Here is a 15,094-nt window from a genome sequence, read left to right on the forward strand (position 1 = left end):
CCGCCTGAGCCGGCGAGCCGGGAACACCACCTGGGCCGGCGAGCCGGGAACACCACCTGAGGCGGCGTTCCGCGAAACGCTAAGCCGCCGCGGCGGCTGGTCGATATTGGGGGCCGTCCCGCCGGTAAGGAGGCTCATATGGAGGCATATCTCGACCCCGCCTACGAGTGGACGAGCCTTCTCGTGGGCCCGGAGGCGGTAGTCCCCTGGTGGGCGTGGGTCGCCCTGCTGGTCATGATCTTTTGGAGCCTGCTCGCCCCCGGACTCGCCGCCGCGCGTAAGCGCGAGGAAGAGCGGCAGCGGATCTTCCGCATGCAGGAGGCCGGTTACCGCCGCCTGCACGGCCTGGATCGCTGAGTCCCGCCTCAGGCGGTGATCACCACCTTGCCGTGGGCGCGGCCGTCGAGAAGGTGCCGGATCGCGGCCGCTGCGCGGTCGAGCGGGTACGTCCGATCGACCGCGGGCACGACCGCGCCGGTCTCGAGCAGGCTGCGCAGTTCCACGAGCCCGGCCGCGTCCTCGGAGGCGACGAAGGAACCGAGCCGCTGCCGTACGAACGGTGACAGCAGGTGCGCGCGGAGCTGCCGGTCGGTGCCGCCGAGCCAGCGTCCGCCGTTCTCCCCGCCGACGATGACGAGCCGGCCCCGGGGCGAGAGGGCGCGGCGCAGGTGGGACAGGCGCCGGTTGCCCCCGGTGTCGATGATGACGTCATAGCGGGTCCCGCCGTCGGTCGGGTCGTCGCGCGTGTAGTCGACGACCCGGTGTGCGCCGAGCCGGCGGACAAGGTCGGCTTTGTCCGTACGGCACACGCCGGTGACCTGGGCGCCGTCGGCCGCGGCGATCTGCACCGCGAAGCTGCCCACGCCGCCGGACGCACCGATGACGAGCACCCGTTCCCCCGCGCGCACCCGTCCGTGAGTGCGGACGGCTTGCAGGGCCGTCATTCCTGAGTCAGGCACCGCGGCCGCCTCCGTGAAGGACAGGTTGGCGGGCTTCACGGCGAGCCGGTCGGCGCGGGCACGGGCGTACTCCGCGAAGGTCGCATCGCCGATGCCGAATACCTCGTCGCCCGGACGCAGGTCCGCCACGGCGGCGCCGACCGCCGCGACGGTGCCGGCCAGGGACCGCCCGGGATTGGCGTGCTTCGGACGCCGCATTCCGAAGCCTGCCGCGCGTACGGGATAGGGCAGTCCCGCCATGAGGTGCCAGGTGCCGCGGTCGACGGCGGTGGCGTGCACGCGTACCAGGACATCGTCCGGCCCGATCGCGGGCCGGGTGATCCGGCCGTGCCCCAGGACGTCCTCGGGGGTGGGACCGTAACGCTCCTGAACGACGGCCCGCATGGAAGTGGTGGTCATAGTGCCGCTCCTCGATTCGCCGCATCCTTACGACGTAAGGATGATCCTTACAGCGTAAGCTTGTCAACCACGAGGGAAGGGGGCCGCGATGGCCGGGCGTGGTAATCGGGCGGTGCGATCACCGCTCAGTCGCGACGGCGTGCTCCGCGCGGCGGTCACCCTTGCCGACAGGAGCGGCCTGGAAGCGCTGACCATGCGCAGGTTGGGCGAGGCCGTCGGCGTCGAGGCGATGTCCCTCTACACCCACGTGGCCAACAAGGAGGATCTGCTCGACGGCATGGTCGACCTGGTGTTCGCCGAGATCGACCCGCCCGCCGCCGACGGCGACTGGCGCGAGGCGATGCGGCTGCGCGCGAACTCGGTCCGCGCGGCCCTGACCCGGCACCGCTGGGCCGTCGGCCTGATGGAGTCGCGGACCTCTCCCGGGCCGGCCACGCTGTGCCACCACGACGCCGTACTCGGCTGCCTGCGTACCGCCGGCTTCTCCGTGGAGCTGGCCGCGCACGCGTACGCGCTGCTCGACAGCTATATCTACGGCTTCGCGCTGCAGGAACGCGGCCTACCGTTCGACACGCCCGAGGAGACGGCGGAACTGGCCCAGGCGATGATGGCGCAGTTCCCCGCCGAGCAGTATCCGCATCTGGCGGAGTTCACGGCGGAGCACGTGCTGCGGCCGGGATACGACTTCGGCAAGGAGTTCGCGTACGGTCTGGAGCTCATTCTCGACGGGCTCGACCGCGACGCGCGGCACGGGCGTCCCTGACACCCATGCCGCGCGCCGCCTCTGCGGCGCTCGATCAGATCCGGACCCGGTCGCCCGGCACGCCGACGGCGGAGGCGAAATGGCCCGCGTTCACCCAGCCCGGCACGCCGACTACTGCGCCTGGATGTACTGGGAAGGGGGTACGCCGATCATGCTGGCGAAGTCACGGGTGAGGTGTGCCTGGTCGCTGTAGCCGAGTTCGGCGGCGAGGGCGCCGAGGTCGAGGCGGGTGCCGGCGGTGGCGCGGGCGGCGGCTTCGTGGAGGCGGTGGCGGCGGATGACCCATTTCGGGCCGACGCCGACGTAGTCGGCGAACAGGCGCTGGAGCTGGCGCACGGTGAGGTCGAACGCGCGTGCCAGGTCGTCGACGCGGGTGATGCCGGGCTCGGCGGCGGTGCGGGCGACGATGGCGGCGGCCAACTGGGCAGCGGACTCGGGCTGCTGGGGTGCGCGGGCGGTGAGGAACTCGTCCATCACGGCCACGGCGGTGTCGTCGTCAGCGGCGAGCACCGCCTCGGCGAGTGCCCGCCCCGATGGGCCGAAGACGTCCTCGATCGCGAGGAACCGGTCGGTGATCGAGGAGACCGGTGCGCCGAGGAAGGGCTGGAAGCCGCCGGGCTGGAAGCGCACCCCGAAGACTCGTCCGGCGTCGTGCAATACCTCCGTGAAACGGCCGCGTGGGACGCCGGCGATGCGGCACCGGCCGGGCTTGAAGGTCATGTTGATCGCCGGGTAGGGCAGGACCTGCTGTTCGTAGGGGTCCTGGCCGCGAAGGTCCCAGACGACGATCCAGTAGTGGGCCACGTACGGTCGCAGCGCCGTTGCGGCGTCGGGCGCGCTGAACCGGAACTTCTCCTGGCCCGCGCCCGGGTTGAGGATCGCCGGCACGAGTGAAGGCTAGCGGATCCCACGGGCGCGTCGCGTTTGTTCAAGACCGGTCCGTGGCCCTGGCCTAGCCTGCGTTCATGCAGCTCAACGCACTCTTGAACAAGTCGATCAGCAAGGCGGCGGCCGTGGTACGCGGCGTCGAGCCCGACCAGTTCCACGCACCCACACCCTGCGCCGAATGGGACGTACAGACCCTGACCAACCACCTCCTGCAGGTGACGAGTGCGCTGCACCTCGCCGGCCGACGGCAACCCGTGCCCGACCAGTTGTGGGGCCGCGACCTGATGACCGAGGGATGGGCCGACCGCTTCGACGACGAGGGCCGCGCCGCCGCGGCCGCGTGGGCGCAGCCGAGCGCGTGGGACGGCATGGTGAGCATGGGCGGGGCCGAGATGCCGGCCCCGATGATCGCCACCATGCTCGCCACCGACCTCGCCATCCACGGGTGGGACCTGGCACGCGCTACCGGGCAGGACTACCACTGCGACGACGACGTCGCCGAGGCGACCTGTCGGTTCATCACCGACATGGGCGATCAGGGCCGTCAGATGGGCATCTACGCCACCCCGGTGACCGTCGCCGGCAACGTTGCGGCCTTCGAGCGGGCACTGGCGCTCAGCGGCCGCGACCCCCGATGGGCTGGCCCTCCCGCATAACGGTCCCCTGGGTCGGGGCGTCGGTTCAGCAGCGGGTACGGAGGACGTCGACGCCGTCGCCGGTGAGGTCGTCGAGGGCAGTGGACCGGCCGGTCATCGCCATCACCAGCGCGATCATCGTGCCGGTGGCCTGCGGGCCGGTGCCGTGCCGCCAGTCCGTGTCGGTGGCGGTGAGGGTGACGCCGGCGATGCGGCTCTTGGCGCCGATAAGCAGGTCGCTGCCCTTGTAGAAGTCGGCAACCTCGATCAGGTGGGCGATCGGGTGGTCGCGGTAGCCGCCGAGGGCGCGGAAGACGTCTTCGCCGTGGACGATGGTCTCGCCCAACCAGGACAGGGTCGGTCCGGGCGGCCCGGTGCGGGCATCGATCCGCGCCCGCAGCGCCTCGACGAGATCGGCGTGGGAACGGCCGGTGGTGACGGCGGCGATGTCCTTGCGCACCATCGCATCGAACCGGAAGCCGCTGCCGATCAGCTTGGCGAAGAAGCGCGGCGGCGTCATGGACGCGGTGGCGATCATGTGAGCGACGACGTCGCGAACGGTCCAGCCGGCGCACAACGACGGCCGGTCCCACGCTGGTGCCGGTAGGGCGGCGAGCGCCTCGACCAGCGCCGCCCGCTCCGTGCGGATCATCTGCCAGGTGTCCATCGTCGGCTCCCGTCCCCGCTCCGGCGGTCACATGGACTCGAGCAGGGCCTTGAGCCGAGCCAGGTCGGCCCGGTTGGCCCGCCGCATCGCCGTTGCCATCATCGGCGCGGCAACCCGGGAGAAGCCGGACGGCTCGCCGCGGTTGCGCAGCGTCATCCGGGTGCCGCCGCCGTCGGCCGGTGCCCAGGTGTACGTGGTCTCCATCGGGAACGGCCCCTGAGCGGTGCGCATCACCAGCCGCTCGCCGGGCTCGTATTCGACGATCTCGTACGTGTAGCGCAGGGTACGGCCGAGGAACTGCGCCTGGAACGTCACCCGGCTGCCCAGGCGCAACGGCGGCTCGCTCACCCACTCCACCGAGGCGATGTTGGCGTACCAGCGCGGCGCGTTGTCGGGGTCCGCCGCGTACGCGGCGACCTCGGCCACCGGCCGGTCGATCACGGTCTCGGTCAGCACGTCGACGGCCATCACGCCCTCCTTACGCGCCCGACCCGGAAGGCGTGCGCAGCATCCACGGATCGTCTTTGGTCCCAGCCGCCATGGCCCGCCCATCCCGCTGTCGCTGTCGTCACGGCCAACTGTAGGCCGGCGCCCGGCGGCAAGGAGCCGAATCTGCCTCGAGCGCGGCGCACCTGCCGCCCCGGCTCTCCGGCCTGCGATAGCCGCCGGGACGCCACATCATGTGACGGTCGCCACTGCCCTAACCCTTGAATCCGGTACCTAGGTACAGGCTTACGGTCGAAGGACGACAGCGAGGGCCGAGGGCCGTGGAGGTTGCCATGTCAGACGTGGTGCAGAGCGGTGGGTGCGGGTGCTGCGGCACCGCCGTCGCGGACAGTGTCTCGCAGGTCGAGGCCGATGAATCGGCGCCGCGGACGCGGTTCGTCGCCGGCGCCCGGCAGTTGAGCATCGACGGCAATGACCTGGCCGACCTGATGGTGCTGTTCGACGCCGGGGACTGCGCAGCGGTGCAGCAGCGGATGGCGCAGATCGTCAACGCGCTGCTGGCCGCCGCCGAGCTGCGGGTCGTGGAGCAGATCGAGCAGGCCGCCCGGATCCAGTCCGAGGCCGGCGGGCACCTGCCGGGCCTGTCGCCGGTGGCCGCTGACCTGCAGACGGAGGCGACCGAGCCGGCCGCCTTGGTGGCGCGGTTGCAGGGTGCCGCGCACCGGTTGGCGCAGCCGCCCGCCGGCGGTGCGGCGTGCGGTGCGGACTGCCCGTGTGTGACCGCCGCGTCGGCGGTCACGGCGGTGCGAATCCCGGCCGCCCGCGCCGCCCTGACCGGGGGCGCCACCGATGGCGCGGCAGACGGGCCGGACCTCGTGTGCACGATCGACGGCGGGATCGACGCCATGTACGGACGGATCAACGAATGGCAGGCGGTCATCGAGCGGGCCACCGGGCGCGAGCCCGCCGACGGTGGGGTCACCCTCACCTTCGAGCACCACCCGGCGATGACGGTGGAGCTGGCCCGGTTGGTTGCCGCGGAGTACGCCTGCTGCTCGTTCTTCACCTTCACCCTGACCGTGGGTCCGGCCGGGATGCGGTTCAGGGTGACCGCTCCGCCGGAGGCGAGCGATGTGGTGACCGCCGTGTTCGGCACCGCCACCCCGGCCGGAGCCCGCTCATGAAGCGGCTCGGCTACACCGACGTGCGGCTCTACCCGGGCGGCAAGAGCGGTGCCCGCATCGACGCGGCGGCGGCCTGATGTACGACATCGGCAACCGGCGGCTGCGCACCGGCGAGGTCGCCGAGCGGGCCGGGGTGAACATTCAGACCCTGCGCTACTACGAACGCCGTGGGCTCATCGCCGAACCAGCCCGCAGTCCCGGCGGACACCGCACCTACCCCGCCGACACGGTCACCCTGCTCAGCGTGATCAAGGCGGCGCAACGCCTCGGCTTCACGTTGGACGAGGTCGCCGAGCTGCTCGACACCGGCCGACGCGGGCACCCCACTCCCGACCTCAAGGCGCGGGCCGAGGCGAAGATCGCCGAAGTCGACCGGAAGATCGCCGACCTGAGCACCATCCGCGGCGCCCTCGCCCGCGTCGTGGCGGCCGGCTGCGACAGCCTCACCGCCTGCACCTGCGACGACTGCCCCCTGCCGTTCGCCGAACTCGCCGATGGAGACGCCTCATGACCCTGCAACACGCACGCCCTCTCCACGCCCTGCCCTCCACCAGCGCCTCTTCTGCACCCGGCACGCCGGTTGACAACGCCCCTCCGACGCGCAGCAAGATCACCGCCGGGCTCGCCGCGCTGGCCTGCGCCGCCTGTTGCGCGCTGCCGCTGCTGATCGCCGCCGGACTGCTCACCGGCGCGGGCGCCGCCCTCGCCGAGAACATCCTGCTCGGGATGTCCGGGGTGCTGGTGGCCGCCGCCGCCACGATGTGGTGGCTGCACCGCCGCCGCTCGGCCCGCACGGCAGCCGCCGCAGGTGCCGGTGGCTGCGCGAGCGGCACCTGCAACTGCTGACTCCGGCGTCGTGGCCGCTCGGGGGGCATCCTCCCGGCGGCCCGGCCCGACAGGTCTGTTGCGATACCACTGTGACGATCATCCGCTCGCTGCTGCTGTTCACCGTCGCCGCCCTGGCCGAGATCGGCGGCGCCTGGCTGATCTGGCAATCCGTGCGCGAACACCGCACCGCCTGGTTCGCCGCCGCCGGAGTCATCGCCCTCGGCGCCTACGGCTTTGTCGCCGCATTCCAACCCGACCCGCACTTCGGCCGGATCCTCGCCGCCTACGGCGGCGTCTTCGTTGCCGGCTCCCTCGGCTGGGCCGTCGTCGTCGACAAGTTCCGCCCGGACCGCTACGACATCGCCGGTGCTGTCATCTGCCTGGTCGGTGTCGCCGTCATCATGTACGCCCCCCGCACCTGACCGCCGACGCCGCAGGCGTGTCATCGCCGGCGTGGGTGCGTTTCATACATCCGGACCCATGCGAGTACTCCCGAGATGGCGGTGAGGGCGGCGACGACCCAGACGGCGGCGCGGATGCCGGCGAGGTCGGCCACGATCCCGGCGAGGATGGCGCCGATGGCGAAGCCGCCGTCGCGCCAGAGGCGGTACACGCCGACGGCGCGGGCGCGCCAGGCGGGGTGGGCGACGTCGCCGATGGCGGCGAGCAGCGTCGGATAGACCGCCGCGGTCCCGAGGCCCAGGAGTATGGCGGTGGTTGTCCAGGCGGCGAAGGAATTGCTGGCAGCGACGCCGGCGAGGGCGGCGGCCTGGGCGAGCATTCCGGCAACGATGAAGGGTTTGCGGCCGTAGCGGTCCGATGCCGGTCCGAATGCGACCTGGCCGAGGCCCCACACGGCCGGGTAGAGCGCGGCCAGGGCGCCGATCTGGGTCAGCGACAGTCCGGCGGTGGAGAACAGCAGGGGGAACAGGCCCCAGGCGAGGCCGTCGTTGAGGTTGTTGACCATGCCCGCCTGGCTGGCCGAGGCCAGAGCTGGTTCCTTGTAGGAGACGAGGGCTGCGATCTGCCCGGTACGTAGCTCGCCGTGGTGGGCGCCGTCGACGCTCTGGTGGACGGCGGCCTCGGCGCGGGCGTGCTCGCGGGTTTCCCGCACGAAGAATGCGGACAGGCCGAGGCCGAGGCCGGCGTAGGCGAGCCCGAGCAGGAACGGCGCCGGGCGCAGCCCGTGCTCGGCGGCGAGCCACCCAGTCGCCAGGGCGGTGCCGGCGACGGCGAGGTAGCCGGCGGCCTCGTTGAGTCCCATCGCCAGGCCGCGGCGGAACGGTCCGGCGAGGTCGATCTTCATGATGACTGTGGTCGACCAGGCCAGGCCCTGGTTGACGCCGAGGAGGACGTTGGCGGCGACGATCCAGCCCCAGGACGGGGCCCAGATGATCATCAGTGGGACGGGGATGCCGATGAGCCAGCCGGCGAGCAGGACGGGTTTGCGGCCGTAGCGGTCGGCCCACGTGCCGGCGAAGAAGTTGGTGATGGCCTTGGTGGCGCCGAAGGCGAGGATGTAGGTCAGCGCGGCGGTGTAGGCGGTGAGGTGGAACTCGCGTTCGGCCAGTAGCGGCAGGACGGTGCGTTCCTGACCGAGGAGGCCGCCGACGAGGGCGTTGACCGCGACCAGCAGGCTGAATGGGGCGAGGTTGGCGCGTATCCCCAACCGGACGGCGGGGGCCGTGGCGGGGCTGGTCATGCGCCTTCCTCCAGGTGCTGGCCGGTGGCGGTGGCCCAGTCTTCGGCGCCGCCGACGAGCACGCTGAGGTCGCGGTGTCCGGCGCGTTCGAGGAGGGTGGCGGCGGTCATCGCGCGTTCGCCGTGTCCGCACATGACGGTGAGCGCCTCGCTCGGCACCGCGCCTGCCTGTTGTGGGAGGTGGCCGAGTTCGAGGTGCAGTGCGCGGGGCAGGTGCCCGGATGTGTACTCGGCGTGTTGCCGGATGTCCAGCACGCCTCGAGCGGGCATCTGGTCGGGGGTGACCAGTCGCGTGGTGCTCACCTCGGCCCTGGTGGCGCGCCAGGCGGGCATGCCGCCGGCCAGCTCGCCGACGATGCGGTCGAAGCCGATGTTGAGCGCGGGCCAGACGATGTCGGCCGGATCCTGGTCGGGATTGCGGACGATGACCACCGGGGTGTCAGGGGCGACCAGCCAGCCGAGCCAGGTGGCGAACTGCGGGCGCAGCGGGTTGGCGACGGCGCCGGGGATGTGTCCGGCGGCGATGTCGGCGACCGGGCGGACATCGACGATGACGGCGCCGTCGGCGAGCAGGCGACGCACGGCGGGGACGTCGAGGGCCGGCAGCATCGGCCCGTCGGTGATGACGGCGGGTCCCCGTCGGTTGAGCTCGCCGAGACGTGCGAAGTAGCTGGGGTAGGAGCCCAGGCTGGCTACCAGCCGGGCGACGAAGGTGTCGGCGTCGGGGGCGGCGAGGAGTGGGTTGGTGGCCCTCTCGGTGCCGATGGTGGAGCTGCGGGCCGCGCCGGGCGGGGCGGAGCAGAACGACCCGGCGCCGTGGGTGGGCCACACCGCGGTCGCGTCGGGCAGGGCGGCGAGGCGGTGCAGCGAGGCGTACTGGGCGCGGGCCAGTTCTTCGGTGCGGTCGGCGCCGAGCAGGTCGGTGCGGGCGGCCGAGCCGACGATCAGCGACCCGCCGGTGAACACGCCCAGCGGCGTGGGACCGTCGAGGAGCAGGAACGACAGGTGTTCGTCGGTGTGCCCCGGCGTGGTCAGGGCGCGCAGAGTGAGCCCGCCGAGGTCGACCTCGTCACCGTCGTGCAGTCCGTAGTGGTCGAAGGCGCGGTGCCCGTCGGCCGAGGCCAGGATGGTCGCGTGGTCGGTGGCGGCGAGTTGCACCGCGCCGGTGAGGAAGTCGGCGTGCAGGTGGGTGTCGGCGGCGTACGCGACGGTGAGCCCGCGCCGCTCGGCGACCGCCCGCAGCGCTCGCAGGTCCCGGGGCGGGTCGACGGCGAGGGCGCGGCCGTCGCCGAGGTCTATCAGCCAGGCGGTGTTGCCCAGCCCTTCATCCACCAGGGGGTGGATCGGCGGTGCGCTCATCGCGGGGTCCCTTTCAGCGGTGCGCTGGACTTCGCAGTTCCACGAACATACAGTCCTCCAAAGAACTTTGGAATAAGGGAAGAGGGCGGACTGTGCCGACGACATCGTGTGGGCGGACAAGGTCCTCACGTTCTGACCGCCTTCGAGGTGCACGAGAATCAACCGGCACGACCCGAGGGAAAGGGGCCAGGATGGGTAACCGGGAACGCAAGGACGAGTTGTTCGAGCAGTTCGCCCGGGTCGGCAAGGCGCTGTCCAGCCCGAAGCGCCTGGAGCTGATCGACCTGCTCGCCCAGGGCGAACGCACCGTCGAGGCCCTGGCCCGCGCCGCCGCCCTGGGCATGACCACCTGCTCGGCGCACTTACAGACCCTCAAGCAGGCCAACCTGGTCGCCACCCGCAAGGACGGCACCAAGGTGTACTACCGCCTCGCCGGTGGCGATGTCGCCGACCTCTACGCCCGGCTGCAGACGGTGGCCGCCGCCCACCTGCCCGACGTCGAAGCCGCCCGCACCGCCTACCTCGGCCCGGCCGAGGCCGAACCGGTCGACCGCGACGAACTGCTGCACCGGGTCAAACTCGGCCGGGTCACCGTGCTCGACGTGCGCCCCGCCGAGGAGTACGCCGCCGGGCACCTGCCCGGGGCGGTCTCCATCCCGCTGGATCAGCTCGCCGACCGCATCGGTGACCTGCCCGCCAGGATGGAGATCGTCGCCTACTGTCGGGGCGCCTACTGCGTCCTTGCGCACGACGCGGTCCGGCTACTCACCGCCCAGGGCCGCCGCGCCCGGCCCCTGGCCGAGGGCATCCTCGAATGGCGGGCGGCCGAGCTGCCGCTGGAAACGGGGGCCGACCGTGCCGCCGAACTGCTCACCGCGGCCGCCCACACCCTCCTCGCCCGCAACGGCGTCGAGACAACCGACGAGGCACGGTGAACACCACTCCCGACCGCACGAGCCCGACAAGTTCGGTGCTCGTTCTCGACGGCGGCGACCGCCGCTGCGTACAAATTCTCCTTGAGTTGCGCCCGCTCACCGTGCATGCCGCACCCGGCACCGTCATCCACGTGCACACCACCGACCCGGCCGCACCGCTGGACCTGCCGGCCTGGTGTCACCTGACCGGTCACACCTACCGGGGCCCGGTCCACATTGGCCCGACCGGAAGCACCGCTTCGCCGGCTTACGCCCTGCAGGTCGCCGAGGACGCCGTCGCCACCGACCCCGGCCATCCCTGGCGCGCCGCTCGATCCCCGCACCCCGAGCCAACGGCACCGGAAGAGCCAACAGCGCACGCGTCGCGTCCAACGCATCGGGCCGAGCAGCCCGGCCGCTCCGCACATCCTTGGCGCCGCCACCCGGCCCAGCGGAGACTCCACGCCATGACCGACGCCGCGGCGTCCCACACGCCGATCACCGTGTACAGCCGACCCGGCTGCCCCTACTGCTACCTGCTGCGCCGAGGGCTGCGACGCCGCGGCCTGACCTTCACCGAAATCAACATCTGGACCGACCCCGAAGCCGCTGCGGCCGTCCGCTCCGTCGCCGACGGCAACGAAACCGTGCCAACCGTCCACGTCGCCGAGCGATGGCTGGTCAACCCCAAGGCGGCGACGGTCGACCAGCTCGCCCGCGGGTAGATCCATCAGCCGTAGCCGACGGCTCCTTGCCGCGGCATCACGGAAGACGGACAGAACCTGGAGCTCACCGAGATCACGGCGACTTCCGCCGATCCCCTGCCGTTGGGCTGTGCGGGCTGCTGCGTGGGGTGGTGGGCCATTTGCGGCGGGTATGGCGAAAGGCCACCGGGCGAATGCCGGTGGCCCTTCCCGTTCGTTTCAGTTGGCGTCGCCCGGCGAGGTGACGCGGTAGGTCGTGCCTGCCGCGGTGGCGTCGACGACCGCGCCAGACGCGTCCGCGCCAGCGTCGACCCGCACCGAGGCGTCGAACTCCGAGACCGGGCCGACGGTGTGGAACCAGAACTTGGCGGTGCGCTTCTGCCCGGGCGCCAGGGGCCGCTCGACGCAGACGATGTCCTCGACGTGCTGAATCGTCTCCGTGCATCCCTTCCACGCCATGTAGGAGGCATCACCGCTGCTCGCCGGGAAGGTGACCAGCGGGAACTGCACGGTCTGGCTGCTCAGGTTAGTGATCGTGACGTTCGTGTACCCGTGCCGGATCCCGTACCGGTCGCGCTCGCCGTAGGTCAGGGGCGTCGCGGTGATCGAGAACGTGCCGGTGAGCCGCTCGAAGCCGACCTTGAAAGACAGGGTGCTCGCGGTGCCGGCGACCGGCGTACCGTCGCTGTCGACGGCCTGCTCGATGCGCACCTCGGCGGTGCCCGCCGGGCCGGACGCGCGGGTCTGCCACGGCAGGGTCATGGTGCGGGACTCGCCCCCGGCCAGCGGGTCGACGATGCACGTGGTCCGCGTCGAGCTGCCGCTCATGTACTCGCAGTCCACGTCCTGGAGCAGGGTGTCGCGGCCGTTCGCCGGGAAGGTCAGCATCGGGAACTGGATCGTCCCGGTGCCGTTGTTGGTGAGCGTGAGGGTGTTCGTACCGCTCCGGGTGCCGCTCACGTCAGGCTGCCCGTAGACCAGGCCGGTGGCGGCGCCGCTGAGCGTGGCCGCGGCGCTGTTCGCATCGGCTGCCGACGCACCGGCGAGCGTGACGCCGATGGCGACGGTCGCGGCGAGCACGCCGCGGCGAATTTTGGTGTTCACAGTGTTCCCCCATGTGTGCCCGTCGTGGACCCGGCGTCCACGGGCGAGGAGCCTACAGTCTGCCAAGATCCACGGAACATCGACGCGGAGCGTTGTTGACTTGCACACCACCTTGCCGCCACCGCCGTTGCCAGCCGTCCACCGCAGTCGCCGAATCCCACGGCCGCCGGGCCGAAACGGAAGTGACCCAACCAGCACCGTCAGGTCCGCCGACGTGGCCCGGAGCGTCGTCTCAGCAGTCACATGAGATCCCGACGGCGGTGAGGTCGTCCACCGGACGGCGGTGGATGCCGTCGGGCGTGCCGATCGGAAATCCCTCGCGGACCCAGTACTCGTAGCCGCCGAGCATCTCCTTGACCCGGTATCCGAGCGTGGCGAAGGCGAGGGCGGCCCGGGTGGCGCCGTTGCAGCCCGGGCCCCAGCAGTACGTGATCACGACCGTACCGCCGATGGGGACGACCTGTGTGGCGCGCGCCGGGATCTCGGCTGTCGGCAGGTGCACGGCGCCGGGCAGGTGGCCGCGCTGCCAGGCGGCGGCGCCGCGGGCGTCCACCACGACGAGGCCGTCCACGCGGGCCTCGAGGTCGGCGTGGACGTCGCTGACATCGGTCTCGAAGCGCAGTCGGGCGGCGAAGTGAGCGGCGGCCTGTTCGGCGGACGCGGGCGGGGTGGCAAGGACATTCGACATGGGAACGATCCTCGGGCGGCGGCTCGACACAGGACAGTGGCGTCGACGCCCCGGTCCGCTAAGATCCCGCCATGCTTGCGGTCCGTCGACGCGGGCCCGCGGTGTCGGTGCTCGCCTACGAGGGGATGTCGGCCTTCGAGATCGGCATTGTCACCGAGGTCTTCGGCCTGCCGCGCCCCGAGTTCGACGTCCCGTGGTACGAGCTCACGATCTGCGCCGAGGAGCCGGGTGCGGTGCCGGTCATCGGCGGGGCGAGCCTGCACACGCCACACGGGTTGGAGGCGTTCGCCACGGCCGACACGGTCATCGTGCCGGGCGTCTCCGACGTGTCCGTCGACCCGTCACCGGCGCTGGTCGCCGCGCTGCGCCAGGCGCACCACCGGGGCGCCCGAATCATGTCGATCTGCTCGGGTGCCTTCGCTCTCGCCGGTGCGGGGCTCCTCGAGGGACGGCGCGCCACCACGCACTGGCGCTACGCCGAGCGGTTCCGTCGCCGCTACCCGGACGTCGCGCTGGACCCGGACGTGCTGTACATCGACGACGAGACCGTGTTCACGAGCGCAGGCAGCGCCGCCGGGCTCGATCTGTGCCTGCACGTCGTCCGTCGCGACCACGGCGCAGCGATCGCCAACGCGGTCGCCCGGCGCCTGGTGATACCACCCCACCGCGACGGCGGCCAGGCCCAGTTCATCGAGGCGCCGATGACCGCCGACCCGGCCGACGACCGCATCGCTGCGAGCATGGCGTGGGCACTGGCACACCTGGCCGACGCCATCACCGTCGACACCCTCGCCGACAGGGCGTACATGTCGGCCCGCACCTACCTGCGGCACTTCGCCCGGGCCACCGGCACCACTCCGATCAGATGGCTGATCAACCAGCGGATCCAGGCCAGCCTTGCGCTGCTCGAGACCACCACGACCCCGATCGAGAAGATCGCCAGGTCCGTGGGCTTCGACAGCGCCGTCACCTATCGCCATCACTTCGGCCACACCATGCGGACCGCGCCGTCGGCGTACCGGCGGGCGTTTCGGACCGGCGAACCAGCCGATCGGCAACCGTTGTCGAGCGCCCTCTGACGCCCGGCCCGTCCGGCGACTTGTCGAACGTGACCGCAGTCTCCAGCGTCGGGCAGCGAGGCGAGCCGCACCTCGCGACAAGCCCCGGAACAGCGAAGCGTCCGACGGCATCTGTCGTCGGACGCTTCAACGATTACCGTCGCCTGATGCGCGACGGAGCCATGGGATAGCTGGCTTCGATCGAACCCCCGACCCCGCGACCATAACCAAGGTCATCGGCAACTTGAAGACTTGGCCTCAGGTGTTCCACCAGGTCACCGGGACTGCAACCGCCGACGATGACAGAAGCCGACCGCACCCCACCGCGCATCCGCTCCCCGCTTCGCTCCACTTCTGCTCCCATGCGGGGACGCCGTGCCAGCGGCTAGATGCCGGGCCAGCGGCTAGATGCCGGGCCAGGGCCAGGGCCAGGGCCAGGGCCAGGGCCAGGGCCAGGGCCAGGGCTAGAGGTCAACCTCTACCGCTCCGCGCGGGGCAGCGTCCGCGTGACCCTGGAGCAAGGCCAGCGCCCCACTGCGCCGAGGCAGCGAGAAAGTACATGTCCGAAGGACACGAACCGGTACGGCTACGACCTGGTGTGCTACCAGCCAGCCCACGTGCCGGTCGTCATCCTCTGCGGCGAGCACGGGCGCTTCACGCAAAGGCCGCGAGCGCACGCCGCCGAAGCGGACCGTCACCGGGTTGCGAGACGTCGCTTATCTCGGCTACCGCAGCCCCGCCGCCTACGAAGCCGGCATCAACGACAGGCCGCTCCCGTCCTCAAAGTAGCCTGAAG

Annotated in this window: 18 protein-coding genes; 10 read left to right on the forward strand and 8 right to left on the reverse strand. The window is 71.6% G+C overall.

Annotated elements, in window-relative coordinates:
- Positions 1-138 precede the first annotated feature (138 nt).
- Positions 139-357, forward strand: coding sequence for a hypothetical protein (locus tag EDD30_RS25645; RefSeq protein WP_071809199.1), 219 nt, complete (start codon positions 139-141; stop codon positions 355-357).
- An 8-nt stretch (positions 358-365) separates the two neighbouring features.
- On the opposite strand, the gene EDD30_RS25650 is transcribed toward EDD30_RS25645, so the two are convergent.
- Complete coding sequence (locus tag EDD30_RS25650) at positions 366-1,358, reverse strand: NAD(P)-dependent alcohol dehydrogenase (protein ID WP_071809201.1); 993 nt, start codon at positions 1,356-1,358, stop codon at positions 366-368.
- A gap of 112 nt (positions 1,359-1,470) precedes the next feature.
- On the opposite strand from EDD30_RS25650, the gene EDD30_RS25655 reads away from it, so the two are divergent.
- Positions 1,471-2,121 (forward strand): TetR/AcrR family transcriptional regulator, encoded by a 651-nt coding sequence (locus EDD30_RS25655; protein WP_394328319.1) that lies wholly within the window; start codon positions 1,471-1,473, stop codon positions 2,119-2,121.
- Between the two features lie 111 nt (positions 2,122-2,232).
- On the opposite strand, the gene EDD30_RS25660 is transcribed toward EDD30_RS25655, so the two are convergent.
- A complete protein-coding gene (locus EDD30_RS25660) occupies positions 2,233-3,009 on the reverse strand; it encodes an AraC family transcriptional regulator (RefSeq protein ID WP_084557590.1) in 777 nt (258 codons plus the stop codon).
- A gap of 77 nt (positions 3,010-3,086) precedes the next feature.
- Between EDD30_RS25660 and EDD30_RS25665 the strand changes: the two genes are divergently transcribed.
- A complete protein-coding gene (locus EDD30_RS25665; protein WP_071809205.1) occupies positions 3,087-3,665 on the forward strand; it encodes a TIGR03086 family metal-binding protein in 579 nt (192 codons plus the stop codon).
- Positions 3,666-3,690: 25 nt separating this feature from the next.
- Here the strand turns inward: EDD30_RS25665 and EDD30_RS25670 are convergent, their stop codons facing one another.
- Together EDD30_RS25670 and EDD30_RS25675 are read right to left on the reverse strand one after the other, a co-directional pair.
- Entirely contained in the window at positions 3,691-4,311 is a 621-nt protein-coding gene (locus tag EDD30_RS25670) for a maleylpyruvate isomerase family mycothiol-dependent enzyme (RefSeq protein ID WP_071809207.1), read from the reverse strand.
- 27 nt (positions 4,312-4,338) lie between these two features.
- Positions 4,339-4,779, reverse strand: coding sequence for an SRPBCC family protein (locus EDD30_RS25675; protein ID WP_071809209.1), 441 nt, complete (start codon positions 4,777-4,779; stop codon positions 4,339-4,341).
- 311 nt (positions 4,780-5,090) lie between these two features.
- Between EDD30_RS25675 and EDD30_RS25680 the strand changes: the two genes are divergently transcribed.
- The 4 genes from EDD30_RS25680 (at position 5,091) to EDD30_RS25695 (ending at position 7,192) form a co-directional block, all read left to right on the forward strand.
- Positions 5,091-5,942, forward strand: a complete 852-nt coding sequence (locus EDD30_RS25680) for a hypothetical protein (RefSeq protein WP_071809211.1) — start codon at positions 5,091-5,093, stop codon at positions 5,940-5,942.
- 76 nt (positions 5,943-6,018) lie between these two features.
- Entirely contained in the window at positions 6,019-6,453 is a 435-nt protein-coding gene (locus EDD30_RS25685; protein ID WP_071809213.1) for a MerR family transcriptional regulator, read from the forward strand.
- On the forward strand, positions 6,450-6,788 hold the full coding sequence (locus tag EDD30_RS25690) for a hypothetical protein (protein ID WP_071809215.1): 339 nt from the start codon (positions 6,450-6,452) through the stop codon (positions 6,786-6,788). The genes EDD30_RS25685 and EDD30_RS25690 overlap by 4 nt, the downstream gene beginning before the upstream one ends.
- A gap of 71 nt (positions 6,789-6,859) precedes the next feature.
- Positions 6,860-7,192 carry a YnfA family protein gene (locus EDD30_RS25695; RefSeq protein WP_071809217.1) on the forward strand — a complete coding sequence of 111 codons (333 nt, stop codon included), beginning with the start codon at positions 6,860-6,862 and terminating at the stop codon, positions 7,190-7,192.
- Positions 7,193-7,212: 20 nt separating this feature from the next.
- Here the strand turns inward: EDD30_RS25695 and EDD30_RS25700 are convergent, their stop codons facing one another.
- Positions 7,213-8,472, reverse strand: a complete 1,260-nt coding sequence (locus EDD30_RS25700) for an MFS transporter (RefSeq protein WP_071809218.1) — start codon at positions 8,470-8,472, stop codon at positions 7,213-7,215.
- Positions 8,469-9,830 (reverse strand): MBL fold metallo-hydrolase, encoded by a 1,362-nt coding sequence (locus EDD30_RS25705; protein ID WP_071809221.1) that lies wholly within the window; start codon positions 9,828-9,830, stop codon positions 8,469-8,471. Before EDD30_RS25705 ends, EDD30_RS25700 begins: the two co-directional genes overlap by 4 nt.
- Before the next feature lie 191 nt (positions 9,831-10,021).
- Here EDD30_RS25705 and EDD30_RS25710 point away from each other — a divergent pair, with 191 nt between their 5' ends.
- Together EDD30_RS25710 and EDD30_RS40915 are read left to right on the forward strand one after the other, a co-directional pair.
- Positions 10,022-10,765: an ArsR/SmtB family transcription factor gene (locus tag EDD30_RS25710; protein WP_084557592.1), complete on the forward strand. Its 744-nt coding sequence runs from the start codon at positions 10,022-10,024 to the stop codon at positions 10,763-10,765.
- Complete coding sequence (locus tag EDD30_RS40915; protein ID WP_244945404.1) at positions 10,762-11,469, forward strand: glutaredoxin domain-containing protein; 708 nt, start codon at positions 10,762-10,764, stop codon at positions 11,467-11,469. The genes EDD30_RS25710 and EDD30_RS40915 overlap by 4 nt, the downstream gene beginning before the upstream one ends.
- A gap of 198 nt (positions 11,470-11,667) precedes the next feature.
- Here EDD30_RS40915 and EDD30_RS25725 read toward each other — a convergent pair whose 3' ends face one another.
- Positions 11,668-12,552, reverse strand: coding sequence for a hypothetical protein (locus EDD30_RS25725; protein ID WP_071809223.1), 885 nt, complete (start codon positions 12,550-12,552; stop codon positions 11,668-11,670).
- A 232-nt stretch (positions 12,553-12,784) separates the two neighbouring features.
- The gene (locus EDD30_RS25730) at positions 12,785-13,240 is read right to left on the reverse strand and encodes a rhodanese-like domain-containing protein (protein WP_071809224.1); all 456 of its coding nucleotides are present in this window, start codon (positions 13,238-13,240) and stop codon (positions 12,785-12,787) included.
- Between the two features lie 71 nt (positions 13,241-13,311).
- On the opposite strand from EDD30_RS25730, the gene ftrA reads away from it, so the two are divergent.
- The gene (gene ftrA, locus EDD30_RS25735; protein ID WP_071809226.1) at positions 13,312-14,319 is read left to right on the forward strand and encodes a transcriptional regulator FtrA; all 1,008 of its coding nucleotides are present in this window, start codon (positions 13,312-13,314) and stop codon (positions 14,317-14,319) included.
- Positions 14,320-15,094: the final 775 nt, after the last annotated feature.

It is taken from the genome of Couchioplanes caeruleus, assembly GCF_003751945.1.
Lineage (GTDB): Bacteria > Actinomycetota > Actinomycetes > Mycobacteriales > Micromonosporaceae > Actinoplanes > Actinoplanes caeruleus.

Excerpts from the sequence above, each read along its gene's own strand:
- EDD30_RS25710 (WP_084557592.1), top strand. The coding sequence starts at position 10,022 with ATGGGTAACCGGGAACGCAAGGACGAGTTGTTCGAGCAGTTCGCCCGG.
- EDD30_RS25665 (WP_071809205.1), top strand. The coding sequence starts at position 3,087 with ATGCAGCTCAACGCACTCTTGAACAAGTCGATCAGCAAGGCGGCGGCC.
- EDD30_RS25690 (WP_071809215.1), top strand. The coding sequence starts at position 6,450 with ATGACCCTGCAACACGCACGCCCTCTCCACGCCCTGCCCTCCACCAGC.
- EDD30_RS25650 (WP_071809201.1), bottom strand. The coding sequence starts at position 1,358 with ATGACCACCACTTCCATGCGGGCCGTCGTTCAGGAGCGTTACGGTCCC.
- EDD30_RS25700 (WP_071809218.1), bottom strand. The coding sequence starts at position 8,472 with ATGACCAGCCCCGCCACGGCCCCCGCCGTCCGGTTGGGGATACGCGCC.
- EDD30_RS25730 (WP_071809224.1), bottom strand. The coding sequence starts at position 13,240 with ATGTCGAATGTCCTTGCCACCCCGCCCGCGTCCGCCGAACAGGCCGCC.
- EDD30_RS25680 (WP_071809211.1), top strand. The coding sequence starts at position 5,091 with ATGTCAGACGTGGTGCAGAGCGGTGGGTGCGGGTGCTGCGGCACCGCC.
- EDD30_RS25645 (WP_071809199.1), top strand. The coding sequence starts at position 139 with ATGGAGGCATATCTCGACCCCGCCTACGAGTGGACGAGCCTTCTCGTG.
- EDD30_RS25670 (WP_071809207.1), bottom strand. The coding sequence starts at position 4,311 with ATGGACACCTGGCAGATGATCCGCACGGAGCGGGCGGCGCTGGTCGAG.
- EDD30_RS25675 (WP_071809209.1), bottom strand. The coding sequence starts at position 4,779 with ATGGCCGTCGACGTGCTGACCGAGACCGTGATCGACCGGCCGGTGGCC.
- EDD30_RS25705 (WP_071809221.1), bottom strand. The coding sequence starts at position 9,830 with ATGAGCGCACCGCCGATCCACCCCCTGGTGGATGAAGGGCTGGGCAAC.
- EDD30_RS25685 (WP_071809213.1), top strand. The coding sequence starts at position 6,019 with ATGTACGACATCGGCAACCGGCGGCTGCGCACCGGCGAGGTCGCCGAG.
- ftrA (WP_071809226.1), top strand. The coding sequence starts at position 13,312 with ATGCTTGCGGTCCGTCGACGCGGGCCCGCGGTGTCGGTGCTCGCCTAC.